The sequence below is a fragment of the Rhodovulum sp. P5 genome, assembly GCF_002079305.1.
Taxonomy (GTDB): Bacteria; Pseudomonadota; Alphaproteobacteria; order Rhodobacterales; family Rhodobacteraceae; genus Rhodovulum.
In genome coordinates this window covers 3,837,504-3,859,338 of sequence record NZ_CP015039.1, presented here as the reverse complement: position 1 = coordinate 3,859,338, position 21,835 = coordinate 3,837,504, and the positions used below count along the sequence as shown (strand labels likewise).

The window sequence follows — 21,835 nt, the reverse complement described above, 5'->3', positions numbered from 1 at the left end:
CTCCCTGTTGGGCAAGAATTGTTTCTGGTGGCGCCACACTAAGGCGCATGCGCCCGGCGGATCAATCGCCGAAATGCGCTTGAGCCACTTGTGCTGGTTCGGGCACGGCCCCGGGGCCTTGCGGTCCCGTTCCACGACATCCTGCCGGTCGTCACGGTGCCCGTCTCCTTCGGTGACGTTGCGGCCCCGTGGAACCGCGCCGCCGTTCAAGGGCGTTTCGTGCGGTTGACTTGGCGCCCCTAGCCTGCGCTTTCTGCCACAAGTGTGGCCGCCTTTGGCCCTGGCCCGGCACCCACAATGCGGCGCGACCACGCGAGGCACTGGCCAAAGACGGGCGAGGATGGCCGGTGCGCAAAAGGGGGCGGGAATGAAGGTACTGATTGTCGAAGACGATCTTGAGCAAGCAAACGCCTATGTGAAAGCGCTTGAAGCGCATTTCGACTCCTGCGAGGTCGCCCTGACCATCGAGGATGCAACCGAGAAGGTCACGCAGCGGCAGTTCGATCTGGTGGTGCTGGACCTGTTTCTTCCTGACGGGACCAGCGTCGCCCTGGCGCACCAAATCCGGTTGCGGAACGCGACCACGGCGATCCTGTCGGTCAGTGTCGCCGACCCGACCGAGCAGGTCGATTTCTACCCCTATGTCATGAGTTCCGACCACTTCCTGCGCAAACCCGTTCCGATGGGAGAGTTTACGGCGCGTGCGTGTTATCTCGCATCGCAGCGGCGACGGGCCCCGGAGTAAGAGAAAATTAACCACGCCCGGCCCAGATTCCGTAGCAGGAACAGTCGGGTGGAGGTCAAGGATGCCCGTATTGATTGTCGAAGACGACCTTCGGCAGGCAGGCGCGTATGTGGGTGCCCTGAAAGACAGTCTTGACGGCTGCGAAGTGGCCGTGACGCTGGCCGACGCAAGGGCAAGGATCATGCGAAAACGCTTTGATCTTGTGGTTCTCGATCTCTTCCTGCCCGACGGCGACACCGTCGCGCTCTCGCACGACATCAAGCTGCGACATCCGCAGACGCCCATCATCTCGATCACCGCAACGGATGTATTCGCATGGGGGAACCGCTATCCGACCATGATGCGGACCGACTTCCTGCTTCGCAAACCGGTCGCGATGGGAGAGCTCGCCCGGCTGGCCAGTTTGCTGTGCGGAGATCGGCCGCGCGGGCACTGCGCATGACCGCGTTTCGGGGGCGGGTCCACCATGCGCAGGACGGGCGGCGCAATCGGCTGGCCCGGACAAGAGCTGCGACGCACGCGCCGGGTCGCGCCATGTGAAGACCGCTTCATGGTGACGCGCGAGGTTACGACCGGGCGCAATCCTCTAAATCGAGCGGTCCCGAATGGGCGTCATTATGAACCGCCCCGTTTCCGGCCTGTGCAGTCGCGTCGTGCGGCCGCGTGCGCGTTGTCAAAAGGGAGAACATTGAAACCACGCGGTCAGGCCTCACATCTTTGGCGGGAATGTGACGCGCGACACCACTATTTTCAAGGGTATCGGTGGCGACTATCATCCCGGGGAACACCATGCCGCGATCCTTCGCGACATCACACAGGAGCTGATCGTGACTGATGGTTTGACCGATGCAGAGCTTGACGCGGCGCTTGCCGAATGTGCGGCCGAGCCGGTTCACATACCCGGTCGGATCCAGCCCCACGGCGCGCTGATTGCTGTCGATCCCCGGACCCTGAAGATCTGCTATGCAAGCGAAAGCTGTGCCGAGGTGATCGGTATCGCGGCAGAGGCGCTTCTGGGGACCGATCTGTCAGCGCATGTCGACGGCAAGGTCAAGCACGACCTGATCAACGCCCTGCACGACGGTCCGCCCGCGGGTGATCCGACGGAAGTCGGCATCTTGCAAGTCGGCACCTGCGAGGTCTGGGCCACGACCTGTCCGGGTGGCCCCTATGCGATCATTCAATTCGAACCATTGGACGACGCCGGCGGCGCCAAGATGGACACGGCGCTGCGCGACCTGTCACATCTGACAGCGCAAATCCAGACGCTGACCGACACCAAGGACCTTCTCGACAGGTCGGTCCAGATGCTGCGGATGCTGACGGGATACGACCGTGTGCTGGTCTACAAGTTCGACCCCGATGGCAACGGGACGGTCCTGGCCGAGGAAGCCTCGGCCGAGCTTGAACCCTATCTGGGGCTGAGCTTTCCGAAATGGGATGTCCCGGCGCAGGCGCGCGCGATCATGGAAAAGATCCCGATGCGCTATATTGCCGATGCCGGGGCCACGGCCTCCGCGCTGCTGAAATCGGACCCGGCGCTGCCCGAGCTTGACATGACGGCGGCCAGCCTGCGCGGCGTGTCCGAAATCCATCTGGAATACCTGCGGAACATGGGCCATCTGGGCACGATGACCCTGCATGTGATGGTCGAAGGTCAGGTCTGGGGGGTGATTTCCCTCATGCATTGCCTTCCGCGCCGCCCCGGTCACCGTGTGCGGCAGGTCTGCAACCATTTCATGCGCATGTTCTCGGTCAAGCTGAACCAGTTGCTGGTCACCGAACGCCTTGCACGGCTGCAACGGGCCGATGCGCTGAAGAAATCCATCGCGCAAGCCGCGTCGGAGCCGGGCTTTGGCGACGTGTTCGAGGTGCAGCTTCTGCGCGAGCTTTGCGATGCCATGCGGGCCGACGGGGCGGCTGTCGTGCATCACGACAACCTTGTCACCACCGGAGAGACACCGACACAGGCCAACCTGAAGACCCTGTTCCACTCGGACCTGCCCGAGGAGGGCGTTCTTGTGTCCTCGGCCCTCTCTGCGGACGAACCCAAGCTGTCGGAGATCTGCGGCAGTGCGTTTTCGGGGCTTTTGCTGGTTCCGCTGCCGGAAAACACGACCTTCGCCTTTTTCAGGAAGGGCCGCGAACGCAAGGTGTCGTGGGCGGGCGCACCCGAGAAGTCGATCGAATGGGTGGAGGGGCGCGCCAGACTGCGCCCGCGCGGGTCGTTCGAAACCTATCGCGCCCTTGTGGAGGGCACGGCCGAACCCTGGGGCGATAGCGAGCTGCGCCTTGCGGACGATCTGTGGGCCATGCTGGTCACGGCCGAACGCCGCGTCCTGATCGAACGGACCAACCGGCAGCAACAGATCCTGATCAATGAACTCAACCACCGTGTGCGCAATATCCTCGCGCTGATCCGGTCCCTGTCGCAACAAACGCTGACCCATAACGGATCGATCCAAAGCTATGTCCGGGCACTTGAAGCACGGATCGCGGCGGTTGCCTCGGCCCACAATCTGGGTGCGGAACAGAACGAGTCCGGCGCAACGGCCGGGCAGATCATCGCGGTCGAAGCCGCACCGTTCAACGAAGGCGACGACCGGATCATCGTCAAGGGCGACGATGTCGGCATTCGCAACGACATGGCACCGCTCTTCGCCCTTGTGGTCCACGAACTCATGACCAACGCGGCCAAGTATGGCGCCCTGTCGGTCGCGACGGGCATCGTGACGGTGCGGTTGAAACTCGACTCCGAAGGACTTTCCCTGAAATGGGTCGAGACGGGTGGCCCGCCGATCAAGCCCGGGCGGCGAAAGGGATTTGGGACGACGCTGATCGAAACGTCGGTTCCGTATGAACTTGGCGGCCATGTCGGGCTGGAGTTTCATGAAAGCGGGCTGGTTGCGGATATCCATTTGCCGCAATCGACGCTGCTGAGCCGAACCGCACTCGGCCGCGGCAAGACCGTCGAGCCCCACAGCGCACCGCCGCTTTCGGTCAAGGGTCTGCCGGTCACAAACGGTGTCTGCCTGCTGGTCGAGGATAACTTCATCGTGTCGCTCGATACCACGCGGGTGCTCAAGGACATCGGCTTTGAAAGGGTCGAGACCGTTCCAAGCACCGCCGATGCGCTGGCCAAGCTGACGCGGATCACCCCGAGCTTTGCGGTTCTCGACATCAATCTGGGCGAAGGTGCCACATCGGCCGAAATTGCCGATATCCTGAAAGACCGGAACATCCCCTTCGTCTTCGTTTCCGGCTATGGCAGCGCCTCACCCATCGGTGAAAGGTTCAAGACTGTCCCGACACTCAAGAAACCCTTGCGCAGCGACCAGATCAGTGAGGCCATTCTGGAGATGACGTCGTGACCGGGGGGATGCGGACGCGGCTCAAGGCGCTGACAGGCGATATACACGAGTCCCTGCATCACGATCCGCTCTTGTCGCGGCTCATCCATCCCGACGTTACGGCAACGCAGTACTGCTGCGCCTTGCAGGTCTTTGCGCGGTTCTATGATGCGGTGGAAACGGCGCGCAGAACGCTCCAATGCTGGCCGGATTTCGCCCTGTCCCAAGAGGTGGCAGCCCTGCGTTTCGATACGGCAGAGTGCAGCGCCCCATCGCCGAAGGGTGAACTGCCCAGCTATCCAACGCCAGAGGATGTGCTTGGCGCCCTTTATGTCGCGCATGGCGCCAATTACGGACGCTCGCAATTTCGAAAGACCGTCTCGGTTGCCCTGCCCGATGCACGGCGTCGGTTCATCGAGATGAAGACGGCCCCGGAAATCTGGCGCGCCTTGGTCGAAACGCTCGACCGCGAAGCGTCGATTGCCGGTCATGCGCCCATGATCGAACGCGGGGCGGTCACGGCCTTTGCGCATGTGTCCCGCATGACAAGCGGATCCGAACAGACGGTTTGAATCACCCGCGGCTGACGGCCGAGATCGCGACATCACGCGGTAATGCGTTCTCTCCCGCGACAGAAGGCCGGCAGTTCCGTTTCGCTGAGGGCCTGCGCAAACAGGCCGCCCTGAAATTCGTGGCACCCGATCGCCGACAGCGTACTGGCCTGCGGCTTGGTCTCGACCCCCTTGGCCAAGGCCCGAATGCCCAGCGTGTTGGCAAGATCGATGATGCGATGGACAGTTTCCCGCGCCTTTTGATCCTCTGCGACCGACGCCACGATCTTTTCGTCGATCTTCAACACCGACGGCGCGATTTCCATCACCGCCAGGATCGACGCATAGCCCGAACCGAAATCGTCGATCTCAAGGCCCAGCCCGGCGGCATGCACCTTGTTCAGGTGGCTCTTGAAGACCTCTCTCGTGTCGCCCACCAGAACCGACTCGGCAAGGCCGAAACTCACCTCCGTGCTTCCCGTCGCAAGGTGCCCGGCCGCGGATACGATCTCGGGCCTGTTCAGGGTCGCACTACCGACATTCAGGCTGATCCTCGGAACGCAAAGACCGGTTTGCCGCCAATAGGCCAGTGCCGACATGGCTTTGTCGATCATCATCCGGTCGATGTCTGCCCGGATGCCAAGCTGCTCGGCCGCGCTTGCGAAATCGCACCAGGCCGTAAGCCCCTTGATGGGATGGCGCCATCGGGTCACGATCTCGACCCCAGCCAGGCTGCCATCCTCTGCCCGGAGCTGGGGCAGAAAATACGGCACGAACTCGCCCTGTTCCAGCGCATGCTCCAGTTCCGCGGCCACCCTGCGCGAGAACCGAAGGCCGGACCTGAGGCGCTCGGAATGGCTCTCGATCCGGTTCCGGCCGGTTTCCTTGGCGTGGTACAGCGCCACATCGGCGCATGTCTGAAGGTCGTCGTTCGGGTCGCTCATCTCTGCATCATGGGCGATACCGAAACTCGCCGACAGACTGATCGGAAAGCCCTGGCAGGCGAAGGGTTCACCCAGCCTGGCCCGAACCTGCTCAGCGATCTTTCGGGCGTCGTCTCCGGCCGTGGACGGCCCGACGAGAACCGAAAACTCATCCCCGCCGATGCGGGCGGCAAAATCGACCAACCGCATGCTGCCGCGCAAGATTTCCGCGACGTGCTGCAGCACCTGATCCCCGGCCTCGTGGCCCAGCGTATCGTTGATCTGTTTGAAATGGTCGAGATCGATGCGAATGACGGCGGAACACTGCTCACCGACGCCGCTGCCGCCGTCCTTCGCCCGTTTCGCGACTTCCCTTTCGTAGTAGCGCCGGTTGGGAAGGCCCGTCAGTTCATCGTGAAGCGCCAGTTGTTCATTGTCGGCCCGCTTCTCTTCCGATCTGGCATGTGCCCGCTGCAGGTCTTCCTCTCGGCGCACATGCTCTGTCACATCCGACAGGGCCCCGGCCCAGATCAGCGTGCCATCGTCCTCTCGCCGCGGAACCGAGGAACCCGAAAGCCAGATTTCCCCGCGGGACGGATGGTGGATTCGAAACCGCATGGTCCAGGGCGACAGGTCGCGCGCGCTGACCTCTTTGCCAGCCGCGAAATCCTGCGCATCGTCCGCAACGACAAGCGGCCGCAATCCGTCTTTCAACCCGTTGATCGCGTGTCGCTCGACACCGATCAGGTCGCAGAAATGGTCATTGGCAAAGGCGAAATCCGTCGTGCCGTCCGAAAGCTCCCGGAACTCGAAGAGCCCGACCTCGACCATGTTCGAGATCGTGGTGAGTTGACGGTGGGCTCGCGCGACCTCAGCCGCGGCCTCCGCCACCCGGCGCTCCATATGCAGCCGGTCGGTAATGTCCACCGACTTGCCGAACCAGACGACGCTGCCGTCCGGCTCCCTCACCGGCGACGCCCAGACGTTCAGCCAGCACAGCCCCTTCCTGGGATGCATCACACGATGGCGAAGCTCGAAAAGGGAGAGGGTCTTGCGCGACGTCGCAAGGCCCGCTTGGATCGCTTCGGCATCCTCGGCCGGAATATTGGCGAAGACCGCCTCGCCGCCCTGTTCAAGGGCCTCGGCCGATACGCCCAGCAGTTCCGCGAACTTGTCCGAGAAATAGGAAAAGGACGTGCGCCTGTCCGGGGTCCATCGGTATTCGAACAGCCCGCCGGGGATATTCGCCGCGACGGTTTCCAGACGCTTGTTTGCGACCCGTGCGGACTGACCCGCCTCAGAGTCGTCTGACGCCTGTGCCAGAACCAGCACGGCACGTGTCTTTCCGTCGGGGGGCACCGCGTTCAGCTTGCAACAGACCTTTTCCGCCATCCCGTCATCCCGGCAAAACGCACCTTCGATTGTGCCGCTCTGCTGCTGTGTCTGAAGCACGTCGCACAGCACTGAACGGAAATGGGCGGGATCTTCAGCCCACAGCATTTCAGAGATGTCCCGACCGACAAGCGATTGCGTCCCCTGCCCCAGCAGGTGTTCGGCGGCGGCGTTTGCACAGATCACGCAGCCTTCCGGATCGATCAGCCAGGCGGCAGTCTCTGCGCGTCCCATCATCGCGTGGAATTGGTCCGGCAAAGACATCATCGTCGTTTACCCGCAAGCGGAGTGGCAGGGCAGGACGCCCCCGCAATGGACTGACCCAAAGGCACGGGATATCCGCCGCAGCAAAGCGACGGCGCGTCACAGGTCGGCCCCTTCGCCCCTGGCGAGGCAAGTGCCGCCAGCGCAAACCCCGATTCCGAGGGCCAAAGGCGCCAAGTGATGCCGGGCGACCCGGTGGCTTTGCCTATGTTCCTCGATTTGCACATGTACCCGCCAATTCCACGGAGTCGGAATGCCCCCGGCAATAGTCAGGAAACATGCCTTATAAACGGTTAACTATTGGGCCAAAATCGCACCGCCGGTGGTACGGAACCAACCGGGCGCGCCAGAGGGTCAGGCACCCGGCGCATCGCGGCAAAGGCGGGCACGCTTTGCCGAAGCTGCCGCATGCAGCAGGAAACGCCATAGACCGCCGCTCCCTCCGCACGACCGAGAGCGGCAAGACGCTGCGACCCGCGCACGGGACGGACGATTCCCCTTGCCCGGGCGGCACGCCTTGCCGAAACCTGATGGCGACCATGTCTGGAGAATCCGATGTCGCGTCTGTTCCGGAGCCTGTCCCGCATCGCCGCCCTGTCCGTGCCACTCGGGCTTGGGGTTCTCGCGATTTCCTTTGCCGGGGCATTGAAGGACCCGCCCTCCGCCCAACAAAGGAGCCCGAAACCGACACCCGTGCGCGTCATCACGCTGGCCCCGATGACGGTCACACCACGGATCACCGGCTATGGCGTCGTCGCCCCTGCACGGGAATGGCGGGCCGTGGCCCGGATCGAGGCTGAGGTGGCCGCGACGGATGATCGCCTCGCCCCCGGAGAGATCGTGGCGGCGGGGACGGAACTCCTCCGGCTCGACGATACAGACCTGAGACTATCGCTTGCCCAGATCGACGCCCAGCTTGCCGCGCTCGACGTCAAGGACGAGACCCTGACGGCGAGCCTTGAGATCAGCCGCGCCGACCTCACGCTCAGCCGTGCGGAGTTGCGCCGGCAGGAGGACCTTGCCGCACAGGGCGTCGCCACCCGGGCCGCGTTGGACCAATCGCGCCGGCAGGAGCTGTCTGCCCGGGCAAGGTTGACCGAGATCGAGAACCAGTTGGCCCTGAACCGCGCAGAACGCGAGGTCCTGCAAACCCAACGCAAGCTGGCCGAGCGCAATCTCGATTTCACGTCGATCCGGGCGCCCTATGACATGCGGTTGACCGACGTGTCGGCCGAACTGGGCCAGGTGGTCAGCCGGGGCCAGGTGCTGATGTCGGCCGAGGGGACCGAGGCGGTGGAGATTGCCGCGCAGTTCGCCCTCGGCAAGATCGGGCCTCTGGTGCGGATGCTGCCAGACGGCGGGACTGTGACCGATCTGAAGGCGCGGGTCCGGTTGCCGGTCGAGGGCCATGACGTCATCTGGAAGGCCGAACTTGTGCGCGTGGGCGAAGCGATCGACCCGACCACGCAAAGCACCGCGCTGATCGTTCGCGTTGACGATCCGCTGGGCCAAGCCCAGGCTGGCGCGCGCCCGCCGCTGAGGCGCAATACCTATGTGGAGGTGATCCTGAGCGCCCCCACGCGAGAGGCGCTGGTCGCCCCGGCCGAGGCCGTGCGCGGCGGCACCGCGCTGGTCGCCACGAGCCAAAACACGCTGGAACGGCGTGCCGTCGCGATCCGCTATACCATGGACGGCATCGCCTTGCTGGCCGAGGGGCTGGCCCCGGGCGACAAGCTGGTTGTCACCGACCCCGCCATCGCCGTTCCGGGCATGACCGTGAAGCCGGTCGAGGACAAGGCGACGCTTGCCCGTCTCACGGCGCTGGCCACCGGCAAGCCCTCTGCGGGGAGCGGCCAGGGTACAGGGCAAGGCGGCGGCCAGGGCAAGGGACAACGGCCATGATCCGGCTGTTCGCCACGCACCCGACCGCGGCCAACATTCTGATGCTGGCCTTTCTGGTCCTTGGGCTGGTGGCGGCGCCCACCCTGCAGCGCGATACCTTCCCGCTGGTGCCGCCCAGCGAGGTCGAGCTGCGCATCCCGTATCCCGGCGCCACCCCGGCCGAGGTCGAGCAGGATATCTGCCGCGACGTCGAAGACCCTATCGGCGCCGTCGACAATCTGGCCGAACTGCGCTGTCTCGCGCGCGAGGGCGTGGCGGTCGTCACCGCCGAGATCGTCGAAGGCGCCGACATGCGCCGGTTCAACGATGACGTGGCCGCCGCGGTCGATGGCATTTCGACCTTTCCCGAAAAGGCGGAGGAGCCCGTCACGCGGATTGTCGAGCGCGTCGCAACCGTCGCCTCCATCGCCGTGACCGGCCCCGACGATCCGGCCGTGTTGCTGGCCTATGCCGACCATCTGGCCGACCGGCTGAAATCCGACCCCGACATTTCGCAAGTCGACATCGGCGGCTTTTCGGATCGCGAGATCACGGTCGAGATCGACGCGGCCGCCCTGCACGCCCGCGGCTTGTCGCTGGCCGATATTTCCGCGGCGCTTGCACGAACCTCGCTCGACCTGCCCGCGGGCACGCTGGAGGGCGCAGAGGGCGATGCCGCGATCCGCTTTCTGGGCGCGCGGCGCTCTCCCGACGATCTGGCCGCGATCCCGGTTACGGGCACACAGGCGGGGGCGGAGGTCCGGCTGGGCGATCTTGCCCGGATCGAGGTGGCGTTTTCCGACGCGGCACAGGCGGCGTATTTCAACGGGAAGCGCGCGGCGATCCTGACCGTTTCGAAAACGGCCACGCAGGACGCGCTGACGGTGATGGCAGCGGTCGAGCGCCTGATGAAGATCGCGCAGGCCGACGCACCGGGCAATATCCGGTTGGCGATCTCGCAGGACACCACCTCGAATATCCGCGAACGGTTGCGGATCATCGGGGTGAACGGTGTGCAGGGCCTCGTGCTTGTGCTGGTGGCCATGGGGCTGTTCTTCGGGGCAAGGATCTCGTTCTGGGTAGCGATGGGGCTGCCGGTGTCGTTCCTGGGCGCGGTCTTCGCGATGCAGCTTTTCGGGTTCACGATCAACATGATGACCATGGTCGCCCTGCTGGTCGCGGTGGGCCTGTTGATGGATGACGCCATTGTCATTGCCGAGAACATCGTGCGCCGCAGGCAAGCGGGCGAAAGCGCGGCCGCCGCTGCCGTGAACGGCGCCACGCAGGTGGCCCCCGGCGTGATCGCCTCGTTCCTGACGACGGTGATGGTCGTCGGCCCCTTGGGGTTCATGACGGGCAATATCGGGGCGGTTCTGAAATACATCCCGGCCGTTCTGGTCATCACCCTGATCGTCAGCCTGGTCGAGGCGTTCCTGATCCTGCCGCATCACATGAAAGGCGCGCTGGACCGGCCGCTTGCCCAGAACCGTCTCAGCCGTGTCGTCAACGGGGCGTTCGACGCCCTGCGCGACCGGGTCGTGGTGCCGGTCGCAGGCGCGGCCCTGCGCTACCGCTACCTGACGCTGGGGTTGGCCGGGTTTCTGGTTCTGGTGTCCGTCGCGCCCTTCACAGGCGGGCTGATCAAGTATCAAAGCTTCCCGCGGCTTGAAAGCGACACGGTCGAGGCGCGGCTTTTGCTGGTTCAGGGCGCGCCGCTTGAACGCACCGAACAACGCGTTGCCAAGGTCGTGGCCGCGCTGGAGCAGATGAATGCCGAGATGACGCCAGAACAGCCCAAGGGCCAGCCGCTGGTGCAAAGCTACACCGTGTCTTTCGGCACCAACGCCGATACGCCAGAGATCGGCGCGCATATGGCCACGGTCAGTGCGCGCCTCTTGCCCGCGGGTGTCCGCACGACCGAGGTGACCGAGGTCCTGGACCGCTGGAAAAAACTGACGGGCCCCATGCCCGACATGGCCGCCTTTCGCATCACCGACAAGGAACGGGGCGCGGGCGGCAAACCGATCGACGTTAGGCTTCGGGGGCGCGACTTGGCCGCGCTTGAGGCCACGGCAAAGGAGATGCGCAAATTCTTCCGCGGTTTTGACGGTGTGCGCGATGTCACCATCGACCTGCAACCGGGCAAGCCGGAATATATCGTTACGCTGAAACCCGCGGCCGCCGCGGCACTGGGGGTGACCGCGCAGGACGTCGCGGGACAGTTGCGGGCGAGCTTTCGCGGCGACACGGGGCTGGAGGTGCGCGACGATCTGGGCAGTCTCGACATCGTGGCACGGCTGGCGGCGGCAGACCGGGCCACGGCTGCGGATCTGGAGGAGATCCGCGTCCCCGGCCCAGGCGGCGCGCTGATCCCGCTGACCGCCGTTGCCGATATTCGCGAGGCGCGCGGCTATGCCACGATCCAGCGGATCGACGGTCAGCGCACGGTTTCGGTTCAGGGCGCGATCAACCCCGACATCGCCAATGCCCGCGAATTGATCCAGGCCCTGAAAGCAGAGTTCCTGCCGAAACTTGCCGATAAACGCCCCGATGTGCAGGTCGTGATCGTGGGCGAGGCCAAGGACACCGCGACCACAGGCGCCTCGCTGATCCGCAATCTGGGGCTGGGGCTGATCGGGGTCTACCTGATCCTCGCCTTTCAGTTCGGCAGCTTCCTGCAGCCGGTGGTGGTGTTTGCCGCGATCCCGTTGTCGCTGGTGGGGGTGATCTGGGGGCATATGGCGCTGGGGCTGCAGATATCGCTGCCAAGCCTCGTGGGGCTGGCGACGCTGGCCGGCGTGGTCGTCAATGGCTCGATCCTTCTGGTGGCGTTCATCAAGGAACGGCAGGCCGCAGGGCATGATGATCTGGCGGCGGCCCGCGAAGCCGTGCGCGACCGGTTTCGCGCCATTATCCTGACCTCGCTGACCACCGTTGTGGGCCTGGCGCCGCTGCTGCTGGAGCAAAGCACACAGGCCCAGTTTCTGCGCCCCATCGTGGCTAGCCTTGCCTTCGGGCTGACAAGCGCGACGCTTCTGGCCCTGTTCGTCACGCCCGCGGTCTATCTGATCCTGTGCGATCTGGGGCTGGTGACCCGCCACGCCGAAGACCCGAAGGCCGCGACGGATAGGGCAAATCCGGTCACGGGAAGCCGAATTTGATCGATATCATGTCCGTCCCTTCGGCGCCGTCACAGCCTTACCGGGCAATCCAAGGAGGACATGATGCGATTCCTGATTTTGAAACTCATGTTTGTGGTCGCGATGCTGACCGCCCCGCTCGGCGCGATGGCGCAGGACGAAAAGCCCGGCCTGTTCATCAACCTGACCACCGATGACACATGGGCCGCGGCCAAGGCGATCATGTTCGCCCACGAAAAGTCACTCAAGACCGGGCACAAGACGGCGATCTGGATGAATGTGCGCGCCGTCTATCTGGCTGACAAGAAACGGCCGAGCCATATTCACGGTCTGCTGGCGGAAAGCGGAACATCCATTCAGGGCATGTTGACCGCATTCATGGCCGATGGCGGCGTGGTCATCATGTGCCAGGCTTGTTCCCAGGCTGCCGGGCTGACCGAGGCCGACTATATCGACGGCGTCCAGATGGGGAGTTTCCCGGTGATCGAAAGCTGGCTGTTCGATCCAAACGTCAAGACCCTGTCATGGTAGGCGCGGCGCTTGTCGCGCCCCGAATTGCCCGTTGATCGATCGGTCAACGCGCACCTCGCAAGCAACGAACCGCCGGCCGTGACAGGCTGGCGTTTTCTTTGGTGAACCTCCGACGGAGTCACACGGTTCAATCGTTCAGTTTCCTGTAAGGCAGGAGGCATAGGCCGAGTGCCAAGGTCGGACATGCGCGAGTCGTATCCTTGCCCATGCCTCTGACCGCATACCGAACCGGCGGATTGCCGGTCTCACGTCCGAAGGAAAATATCTGATGTCGAATACCCTGATGCGTTATGCCACGCCGGCAATCATCGCCCTCTTCCTCGTTTCCCTGGTCTCCGGGATCGCGCTGTTCTTCCATGTCGGCCCGGGTGCCTTTCACGGCATCCATGAATGGCTGTCGATGGTGCTGATCCTGCCGTTCGTCCTGCATGTCTGGCGCAACTGGAAGCCGATGACGAAATACATGACCGGCCGGCCGCTGTTGATTTCCGCGGTGGTGTCGGTGCTGGCCTGTGCCGTCTTCTTCCTGCCCATGGGCGGTGAAGGCGGTGGCCGCCCGCCGGTCTTTGCGCTGAGCCAGCAGGTCCTGCAGCACACCCCGGCCGAGGTCGCCCCGGCTTTGGGGATGACCGAAGAGGCACTGACCGCCAAGCTTGCGGCGGCGGGCTATACCGTGGCGCCGGACCAGTCGCTGACTGCCATCGCGAAAGGTTCCGGCAAATCGATGATGGAGATCGCCGGCGTGCTGGTCGGACGCGGGCACTGACGAAAACGCCCTCCGCCGGTGGATAAGTCCGGCGGAGGGCAGAGCCCGCCTGAGGGTCGCAAGAGGCCGCGTGCTGGGGAGAGGTCAGCGCGCGGCCTCTTCCGTCTCGAAGACCGGGCCCACGGCGGCGGAGGTCACGCCCTCCCCCGCGCGTTCCAGAAACAGCACCGACAGGCCGATCTTGCGCGCAAGCGGGCGGCCCTTGTCACGCCCCAGCACCATCATCGCGGTGGCCCAGCCATCGGCCAGCATGCAGTTCGGCGCCACCACCGTGACAGAAGCGGGGCTCTGGGCCAGCGGCGCGCCGCGGGTCGGGTCCATCGTGTGGGACAGGCGCGCCCGGCCCACCTCCACCCAGTGGCGATAGTCGCCCGAGGTTGCGACAGCGGCACCCGTCAGCGCCAGGACCGACTGCGCGGCGCGGTGGGCGTGATCGGGGCGTTCCACCGCGACCGCCCAGGGCTGCCCGTCCGGCTGGGTGCCGATGGCGCGGAGTTCCCCGTCGATGGACAGAAGCGCGGAGGTGATGCCGAAGCCTTTCACCGTCTCGGCCAGACGATCCACGCCATAGCCCTTGGCGATGCCGCAGAGATCGAGCGCAACCGGGCCGTGCTTGCGCACCCGCAGGCCCGCGCGGTCCAGTTCCAGCACCTCATGTGCCGGGCGGCGCGGGACGGACAGGGCGGCCCGGATGCCCTCCTCGCTCGCCTCGGCTGCGCAAAACCCCCAGGCCGAGACCGCATCGCCCATGGCGATGTCGAACGCCCCGTCAGAGGCCCGCCCGATGGCCAGCCCCGCCTCCAGCACCGCCATCAGATGCGCCGGCACCGCGACCCATGTGTCGGCCGGCGCGCGGTTCAGGCGCATCAGGTCGCTCTCGGGCTTCCAGGTCGACATCTGGTCGTCGATCTCGGCCACCGTCTGTGCCAGCGCGGCATGCAAGGGCGCCGGGTCGAACCCCGGCGCGGTGTATAGAATGGCCGACCAGCGCGTGCCCATGGTGGGGCCGTTCAGCGCGTGGCGGATCATGTCAGTATACGTCCTCGACATAGCGTCCCTCCGCTTTCAGGGTGACGGGGCAGAGGCCCGCGGGGCTCAGGATATCGTCCAGCGCCGCGGCCACGCCTTGCGCCATGCCGCGCCCGCCGCAGACCATGATCCGCGCGCCTTGTTCGATTAGGCCGCGTACCGCCTCGGCGTCGTTTCGCAGGGCGTCCTGCACATAGGCGCGGTCGGCGCTGCGCGAAAAGGCGGTGGTGACAGCGGTCAGGCGCCGTTCCTTCTGCCAGCGCGCCATTTCCACATCGTAAAGCAGGTCGCTTTCAGGCGAGCGCGCGCCGAAATAGAGGTGGATCGGCCGCCGGGCGCGGTTGGCCCGCACGAACCCCGCCAGCGGCCCGATGCCGGTGCCCGCGCCGATCAGGATCAGCGGTTTGGCGTCGGCGGGCGCATGGAAGGCCGGGTTGCGGCGCAGGAAGGCATGCATGGTGTCGCCCGGCTGCAGCTCCATCAACTGCCCGGAACACAGGCCGCCCGGATGTTTCTTCACGCAGATCTCGACGAACCCGTCGCGCGCCCCGGAGGCCAGCGAGTAGTAGCGCGGGCGGGTGTCGCCCTGCGGCACCACCCCGATCAGATCGCCCGCCTGGAACCGGGCAAAGCCCTGTCCGGTCAGGCGCGCCCAGAGCCCGCGCCGCGGCAGGGCAAAGCGCAGGATGGCGGTGGGCGCCTGCACCTCGGCGCCATAGTCCCGGCGCGAGATCAGGCGCAGATCGGCCGTTTCCTGCAGGCGGGTGGCGGAGTCCAGATCGAGCGTCACGCCCATCGTTTCGGCCAGCGCCGCGCCCCAGCGGGTGAAATCCTGCTGCGACTGCCGGTCGACCTTGGCCATGGGCATCAGCCTGGGCCAGCCCGCGGCAAGCGCCGCCTCCTCCACCCGCGCGGCATAGCCGCAGAACTTCGGAAAGGCGCTGTCGCCGAAACCGAGCACGGCAAACGGGGCCGCGGGCGGCGTCGGCAGGGCGGCCAGTTTATCGAGGAAGCCGCGGGCCGAGCCCGGTGCATCGCCATCGCCGGACGTCGCGACCAAAATCAGGATACGCGCGGCGCGGGTATAGGTTTCCGGCGCGAAATCCGACATCGCGGCCACATGGGTGGCACTGCCCGCCCGGGTCAGCGCCGCGCGCAGGGTTTCGGCGCATTTCCATGTCATGCCCCCTTCGGAGCCGACAAGGAGGATGGTATCGGCAGCGTCTGCCGCGACCTTGGCCGCCCGACGGCCAGAGCCACGAACGCGCCCCGCCTGTTGCATCAGCCCGGTCAGCGACAGCACCGGCACGGTCAGCGCGGCAAGGCCGAGGATCAGGCCAAGCGCCGCGGCCCCCTGCCCGGTATGCAGCATCTGGATCACGTCAGAGACATGGTCCAGCCCTGTGCGCGCGGCAAAGGCCAGCATCTCGCCCGTGCCCTGGTCGATATAGCCAAGCCCCGCATCGGTCTGCACCGTGAAGACATCGCGCAGGTTGCCCTCGCGCGGAAAGGTCAGTTCGCGCAGCTCCGACAGGGGAATGTCGCGCAGGGCTGTCAGTGCAGAGGGGGACAGACCGCCCAGACCGCTGACAGCCGGAAAGGCGGGCATCGGGCTGCCCTCGGGGATCAGGCCGAAGGTCAGCGCAAACAGCCACAGCCCGGTGAGGGAGGACAGAAACAGCCCGACCCCGGCAAAGCGCGCCAGCTCCATATGCAGCCGCTGCGGCCATGGCCCCTTGAGCGGGCCGAACAGGCGGTGCCAGCCGCCCATGCGCCGTGCGGCCAGCGCAAAGCCGGAGATCGTGAGGACCAGCATCGCAAGGCTGGCCAGCCCCGCGACCACCCGGCCCGCATCGCCGGCCAGAAACGCCCGGTGCAGGTTGGTGACCCAAAGCTCCACCGGCGACGGCGTGACGGGGGCGAGCGCCGCCCCCGTCGCGGGGTCGATGATCCATTGAGAGGCCTGACCGGCCTCCCACGCATAGGCCGTGATCCGCCCCGAGGCCGCCACCCGGATCTGTTCCAGACCCGGAATGGCCTCCTGCACCTTACCCGCGAAGCTGCCCACATCACTGGCGGGCAGCGCCGCGGTGTTCAGCGCCTCAACCACGGGATAGACGGCCAGGACCGCGCCGCTGACGGCAACGGTGCTGACGATCAGGGCGGCGCCAAGCCCCGCCCAACGGTGCACGGAACGGATCATCGGCCCCTCCCTCACATGTCGTAAGTGAACTGGGCGATATAGGCGCGGCCCTGCACGGGCTGGCCTGCGCCCTCACTCGTCAGCGGCACGACGATCTCGGACGGGCTGTCGCGCATGTCCTCGACCGAGGCGTCGATATGCAGTTCATAGCCTGCATCGAACAGCGCATCGGCCAGGTCGAAGCTGACGGTCAGGGTCTTGCCCGCGCCGACGCTGGCGCCGGTGATCCCCGCCACCTCGGCGGTATTGCCGCCCGTGGCGCGATACCAATCGGAAAGGCTGTCATAGTATTTGGTCTTGCCGCCCGCCATCCAGAGCGAGCCGACATAGGCGCCGTTCGCATCCGTGACGTAGTAGGCGAGATACGCGCCGTCGCCGCCGTAATTCGTCAGCGTGGTGGTAAAGGTGACCTCCTTGGCGAGCGCCATGCCGGGCGCGGTCAGCGAGGTGGTCAGCGCAAGGGCGATCAGAAGCTTTTTCATGTGTCTGGTTCCTGAAATCAAAGGGAAGGCAGCGGGCCGGGACCCGGCCCGCTAGGGCCGGCTCAGTTCGACTGCACCTTGGGTGCGGCGCCGTTGTTGAAGAGCCCGTTGGCAGGCGGCGCGACCGAACCGGGGGCGGCGGGTTGCTGGCTGCCGCGGGCACAGCCGCGGTCGTCGCAATCGCGGTCCCGATCCCGGTCATGGCCGCGATCCCGGTCGCCATGGCGCCCGAAGAAGAACCAGCCGTCGTCATGATGGCGGTCATTGCGGGCGTGGCGCTCGTGATGTTCGCGCCGGTCGCCGAATTGCCGGCTCTGGTCGGTCTGGCCCGCCGTTGCCGCAGGTTTGCGCGGCAGGATCGGCGGTTGGGCCTCGGCGCTGGCCGCGGGTTGGTCCGTCGGGGTCTGGGCCTCTTGCGCAAAGGCGGCAGACGACAGCGCGACCGCCAGAGCGGCGCCGGCGAGGATGGTTTTCGAAATGGTGGTCATGTGACTCTCCTTGGGGTCATCGGATGCCCCAAGGACTCGCGCCTGCGCCTGATCGCTTCCTGACGGCGGTGCAAAATCTGCTTCAGCTTCCCGTCAGGAAACGGGCGCAGTAGAGCTCGGCGATCATGGCATCGATCACCGGCTGCAACAGCTGCGCCGCCCGCCCGGCCCCGTTGGCCAGCATCGTCGGGTCGAGATCGAGGCTCTGCCGGCGGTAGATGTCCGCCTGGCGGTACAATAGAAAGCGAGTCGCACGAGGGGATTTCACCCTCGTGCGCTCCCAGAACCGTACGTGAACCTCTCAGTTCATACGGCTCCCGACATTCAGCCTCTTGCGTAAAGAAGACCCCAATGAGCGAACAACCCCGGCGTGGATTTCGCAATTCTGGCCAGCCAGAGCCGCGCTTGCCGGGGCCGCTGCCCGAAGCGATTATACTTCCGCATCGCCCATCGGACCAAATGAGCGTCGACCGTCGGGATACCCAACGGTCGTTCGCCCGCATCCGCCTTGGGGATCATTACCCGGCGTACCGGCGATGGCATGTAGCTGCCTGAGGACATCCGGTTCCAAAGCGTGTAGAGGTTCGGACCGAGCCGCTCCCCGAAGCTTTCAAGCGTTTGCCCGTCTACACCAGCTGCACCCTGGTTGGCGTCCATATGTTGGAACGCGTCCCAGACATCTCTCATCTCAATCGTAAACGGCTTTGCCTCTGTCATCCGGCTCGTCCTGTCACCAGTTGGCCAGCGGCAGCGGCTGAACACCACAGCCCCTTTGGTCCAGCGCCATTACAGCGCCTTCATTCCTACTACGGGCTGTTCTGCCCCTGTGCCCCGCATTGGTACTCTGGACCTTTCGGGGGCTTCCCGATCGGTCGTCTCCCTTGGCATCGGGACGACAGGTTCTTCTGTTTCGCAAAAGAGCCTGATCCAGAGTCACGCCGCATTCGAGCCGGATGCCGCATGGGCCGGACTTCAGGGCACCGCCCATACTCATCCCGAGGTGACCAACACCCCCGGTTCTGATATCGACCATACGCTTTCGGCAGTTCATCGACGGTTCGCTTTCGCTCGTCTCTCAGGACCTTACCTGACGGGATCATGCCCCGCCGTTTCCACAACGCTCACCACCATCGCTCTTTACGACAGCAGCTTGTGGCGGTTTGGGATCGGCTCCTGATCGCCGAACCCGAGGGGCCGACCCTCATCCCTCTTGCAGTTAAGTACCTCCTTTCCATGTCGCTACTGAGAACACACGGTGGTCGTCGAATTTCGAGACAAGAATGAAGGCCAGCAGGGAAGGCGCGGCCATACTGCGCGGGATCGGCCGGCTGGGCGCTGGCTCCTGCACCATCGTTTCACAGCGTCGACAGGATTTCTTGATCCGCGCGATCTCGATCACCTTCAGCCGTGCGGCGATCATATCGAGCAGTTCGCTGACATCCTCGCCCACCACCCGCAATTCACCGCTACAGTCCGGGCAGGTGTCGCCGGGGTCAAGCTCGCGGCGCTCGCGCGGGGTCGTGTCGGAAACGCGCGGGCGGCGGCGGGGTGTCTTGCCGTCCTCCTCCTCCGCGGCTGTGTCGTCCTTGCCAGGGGCATTGTCCTCGGCCGGTGTGGTCTCGGCCTCGGCCATTGCCACCTGCAAACCCTCAAGCGCCAGTTCCAGTTGTTCGATCTCGCGTTCGATCTTCACGGAACTCTTCCCGAAGGCCTGCTTCTTGAGCTTGGCAATCCGCACCCGTCACGCCGGAGGCGTGCTTCCAGCACGACGCCTGGACCAGCAGGTCATGGGCGCACAGCGGTGAGCCAGTTCACGCCACTGGTCTGAGTGAACCGGCGAACGTCATCTGCGCGTTTTCCGCCCGCAGGGCGGCGATCATCGCCTTCAGGATGGCGGGATCATCGGGCAAATCATGTATGGATGGCGCCCGCGGGGCAAGGGCGTTTCGGTGATGTTGGCATCTGGTCGGTTGCGGCCATGTATACGGCGTTTGATATGCAGCACATGGGCTGCGCGCCCTGATGAATGTCCGCGGTCGCTCTGGCCCCAATCAATGGCGCGCGTTCTCGGGCGCTCCGGTCCGAACAGGGTGTCCTTTGCGATATCTCCGCCAATTGCCATAATCTCACGATGCACTTGCCTTTCGTTCGGAGCAGATGCCCCGGTTGCGGTCAGGCGGGACGGGCCGCCCGATACTCGGTTCCGTTTTTCAGAAGCGCATAGGCCGTTCGGGCCGTGCGGTTAGCCAGCGCGATGGCGGCCTGTTTCGGCTTGGTCCGCTGTATGATCTTCCACAGCCAGTCCTCGCCCGGCTCTCCCCGCCGCCCCGCTCGCCGGGTTCTGGCGCAGCACATCCTGAGCGATTACGGAAAGCCCCGCGATCCCTTTGCGCATGTCTGTCACCCCGCAGGCAAGATAGACCCGGACGCCGGTCCCGGGCCCGATCATGCCGCCTCGACCAAACGGATCAGGCGCGCAAGAACATCCTCGCCAATCCCGTCACGGCACCGGATCTGGCGCCCGTTGCGAAGAATGACGGTGACCTCCGATCCGCCCGGGCCGAACACAGGATCCTTGACCTCGGCGGAGTCCGCCATCTCGACCGGTAGAAAGATCGTCTCATCGCTCTGAGGATAGAGAAACTGGCGCCGCAACTCCCGCCGCCACTGGTAGATGTGCTGGCGCGTCAGATCATGACGCCGCGCAACATCGGCCACGGTCCAGCCGTTCCGACCCACCTCCGCCACGATCGTCAACTTCTCTTCGTCAGACCACCGCCGCCGACGCTCCTTGCCCGGAAGGACCTCGTGCTTCATCCCAACCTCCGCCCAATACGACGTCGTAAACGACGTCAATAACGACGTAGGTTAAGAGCTGAACGCAGATCCAAGAAGGCGGTCTAAACCGGGCGATTACCCTATGTCGAAGCGAGCTGGTCGCAGAAACTGCCGGACTGGATCGCCAGCCATACCCGCGCATTCGCCTTTTTCGGCGGGGTCCCGGCGCAGGTCGTGTCCGACAATCTCAAGGCCGGGGTGACCCGGGCCTGCTTCTACGATCCGGCGATCAACCGCACCTATGCCGACATGGCGGCCCATTACGCCACCGCTGTCGTGCCGGCGCGACCACGCAAACCCCGCGACAAGGCCAAGGTGGAGGCCGCGGTCCTGCTGGCGGAACGCTGGATCCTGGCCCGCCTGCGCAACCGGCAATTCTTCGGGCTCGACGCGTTGAACGCGGCGATCCGGCCGTTGCTGGACCAGCTCAACGGCAAGCTCTCCCGCCATCTTGGCGCCAGCCGCCGCGATCTGTTCGAGCGGCTGGACAAGCCGGCCCTGAAGCCGTTACCCGCCGAGCCCTACGTCTATGCCGACTGGAAGCAGTGCCGTGTCGGGCTCGACTACCACGTCGATGTCGGCCGGCATTATTACTCCGTGCCGCACCAGCTTCTGAAGCAGAAGCTCTGGGTCCGGATCACCGCTCGCACCGTGGAAATCTTCTTTGAAGGCAAGCGTGTCGCGGCCCATGCCCGCACATCCGGAAACCGCCAGCACTCCACCCATCGTAATCACATGCCGCCGAACCACCGGTTCCGCACCGACTGGACCCCGGAACGCATCCGGCGCCTGGCAGCCCGGATCGGCCCCAGCACCGAGGCCTTCGTCGAGGTGGTCATGAGGGAACGCAAACATCCCGAGCAAGGCTTCCGAACCTGTCTGGGCGTCATCCGGCTGGCCAAGACCTTCGGTCGGGATCGGCTGGAGGCCGCCTGCGATCGGGCGCTGGCGATCAACGCCCGATCCTATTCCTCGTTGCAGTCCATTCTCAAGAACGGGCTGGATCGCGTGCCTCGCACCCCCGCCACGGACGAGCCCGCGATCACCCACCCCAACATCCGTCGCCCCAAAGGGGCGCCGCGTATGAATGGCCCGCCTCCGGCGAGACGCAGCGTGTGTGGATGCCCCCTGCTTGGCAAGTGATTTCTTAGGTTTTCGGCGGGGTCTTCGATCGGACGTGTGTCAGGCCTCTGAGTGTGGCCTTCGATGACGCCACGGGCCGGTATGCTGTTCGGAAGGCCGGGTTCACATC

General features: G+C 65.1%; 17 protein-coding genes and 3 pseudogenes. 10 read left to right on the top strand and 10 right to left on the bottom strand.

All coding sequences use genetic code 11. The features are described 5' to 3' along the window. Window positions 1–367: 367 nt before the first annotated feature. From RGUI_RS18360 to RGUI_RS18345, 4 genes are all read left to right on the top strand, one after another. Window positions 368–745 carry a response regulator gene (locus RGUI_RS18360; protein ID WP_172841194.1) on the top strand — a complete coding sequence of 126 codons (378 nt, stop codon included), beginning with the start codon at window positions 368–370 and terminating at the stop codon, window positions 743–745. 61 nt (window positions 746–806) lie between these two features. Then, window positions 807–1,187, top strand: a complete 381-nt coding sequence (locus tag RGUI_RS18355; RefSeq protein ID WP_081535530.1) for a response regulator — start codon at window positions 807–809, stop codon at window positions 1,185–1,187. Between the two features lie 286 nt (window positions 1,188–1,473). Next, window positions 1,474–4,116, top strand: a complete 2,643-nt coding sequence (locus RGUI_RS18350) for an HWE histidine kinase domain-containing protein (RefSeq protein WP_081535528.1) — start codon at window positions 1,474–1,476, stop codon at window positions 4,114–4,116. Beyond that, window positions 4,113–4,667 (top strand): hypothetical protein, encoded by a 555-nt coding sequence (locus RGUI_RS18345; protein WP_156883027.1) that lies wholly within the window; start codon window positions 4,113–4,115, stop codon window positions 4,665–4,667. The genes RGUI_RS18350 and RGUI_RS18345 overlap by 4 nt, the downstream gene beginning before the upstream one ends. A gap of 32 nt (window positions 4,668–4,699) precedes the next feature. Here the strand turns inward: RGUI_RS18345 and RGUI_RS18340 are convergent, their stop codons facing one another. Next, window positions 4,700–7,198, bottom strand: a complete 2,499-nt coding sequence (locus RGUI_RS18340; RefSeq protein ID WP_172841193.1) for an EAL domain-containing protein — start codon at window positions 7,196–7,198, stop codon at window positions 4,700–4,702. Between the two features lie 582 nt (window positions 7,199–7,780). Between RGUI_RS18340 and RGUI_RS18335 the strand changes: the two genes are divergently transcribed. From RGUI_RS18335 to RGUI_RS18320, 4 genes are all read left to right on the top strand, one after another. Further along, a complete protein-coding gene (locus RGUI_RS18335) occupies window positions 7,781–9,127 on the top strand; it encodes an efflux RND transporter periplasmic adaptor subunit (RefSeq protein ID WP_081535522.1) in 1,347 nt (448 codons plus the stop codon). After that, complete coding sequence (locus RGUI_RS18330; RefSeq protein WP_081535520.1) at window positions 9,124–12,267, top strand: efflux RND transporter permease subunit; 3,144 nt, start codon at window positions 9,124–9,126, stop codon at window positions 12,265–12,267. Before RGUI_RS18335 ends, RGUI_RS18330 begins: the two co-directional genes overlap by 4 nt. 63 nt (window positions 12,268–12,330) lie before the next feature. After that, entirely contained in the window at window positions 12,331–12,777 is a 447-nt protein-coding gene (locus tag RGUI_RS18325) for a DsrE family protein (protein WP_253798615.1), read from the top strand. 268 nt (window positions 12,778–13,045) lie between these two features. Then, window positions 13,046–13,543 (top strand): DUF4405 domain-containing protein, encoded by a 498-nt coding sequence (locus RGUI_RS18320; RefSeq protein WP_081535516.1) that lies wholly within the window; start codon window positions 13,046–13,048, stop codon window positions 13,541–13,543. An 84-nt stretch (window positions 13,544–13,627) separates the two neighbouring features. On the opposite strand, the gene RGUI_RS18315 is transcribed toward RGUI_RS18320, so the two are convergent. The 9 genes and pseudogenes from RGUI_RS18315 to RGUI_RS18275 all read right to left on the bottom strand — a co-directional run bounded on the left by RGUI_RS18315 (window position 13,628) and on the right by RGUI_RS18275 (window position 20,562). After that, window positions 13,628–14,593, bottom strand: a complete 966-nt coding sequence (locus RGUI_RS18315) for an FAD:protein FMN transferase (RefSeq protein ID WP_081535514.1) — start codon at window positions 14,591–14,593, stop codon at window positions 13,628–13,630. Next, entirely contained in the window at window positions 14,574–16,775 is a 2,202-nt protein-coding gene (locus tag RGUI_RS18310; protein WP_081535512.1) for a PepSY domain-containing protein, read from the bottom strand. The genes RGUI_RS18315 and RGUI_RS18310 overlap by 20 nt, the downstream gene beginning before the upstream one ends. Before the next feature lie 11 nt (window positions 16,776–16,786). Then, the gene (locus RGUI_RS18305) at window positions 16,787–17,257 is read right to left on the bottom strand and encodes a DUF2271 domain-containing protein (protein ID WP_081535510.1); all 471 of its coding nucleotides are present in this window, start codon (window positions 17,255–17,257) and stop codon (window positions 16,787–16,789) included. Between the two features lie 62 nt (window positions 17,258–17,319). Then, on the bottom strand, window positions 17,320–17,745 hold the full coding sequence (locus tag RGUI_RS18300; RefSeq protein ID WP_081535508.1) for a hypothetical protein: 426 nt from the start codon (window positions 17,743–17,745) through the stop codon (window positions 17,320–17,322). A gap of 112 nt (window positions 17,746–17,857) precedes the next feature. Then, a pseudogene (locus RGUI_RS21570) lies at window positions 17,858–17,980 on the bottom strand (transposase); the annotation flags it as partial. An 89-nt stretch (window positions 17,981–18,069) separates the two neighbouring features. Next, on the bottom strand, window positions 18,070–18,462 hold the full coding sequence (locus RGUI_RS21955) for a hypothetical protein (protein ID WP_216640085.1): 393 nt from the start codon (window positions 18,460–18,462) through the stop codon (window positions 18,070–18,072). Window positions 18,463–19,000: 538 nt separating this feature from the next. Then, window positions 19,001–19,625, bottom strand: a pseudogene (locus RGUI_RS18285) (IS66 family transposase zinc-finger binding domain-containing protein); the annotation flags it as partial. A gap of 292 nt (window positions 19,626–19,917) precedes the next feature. Beyond that, a complete protein-coding gene (locus tag RGUI_RS22250; RefSeq protein ID WP_253799270.1) occupies window positions 19,918–20,100 on the bottom strand; it encodes a hypothetical protein in 183 nt (60 codons plus the stop codon). 90 nt (window positions 20,101–20,190) lie between these two features. Continuing rightward, complete coding sequence (locus RGUI_RS18275; protein ID WP_156883026.1) at window positions 20,191–20,562, bottom strand: transposase; 372 nt, start codon at window positions 20,560–20,562, stop codon at window positions 20,191–20,193. A gap of 105 nt (window positions 20,563–20,667) precedes the next feature. Here RGUI_RS18275 and istA point away from each other — a divergent pair. Then, window positions 20,668–21,087: pseudogene (gene istA / locus RGUI_RS22560) on the top strand (IS21 family transposase); the annotation flags it as partial. Further along, a complete protein-coding gene (locus RGUI_RS22555; protein WP_371587439.1) occupies window positions 21,067–21,726 on the top strand; it encodes a hypothetical protein in 660 nt (219 codons plus the stop codon). The pseudogene istA and the gene RGUI_RS22555, both read left to right, overlap by 21 nt. The last annotated feature ends 109 nt before the right edge of the window (window positions 21,727–21,835 follow it).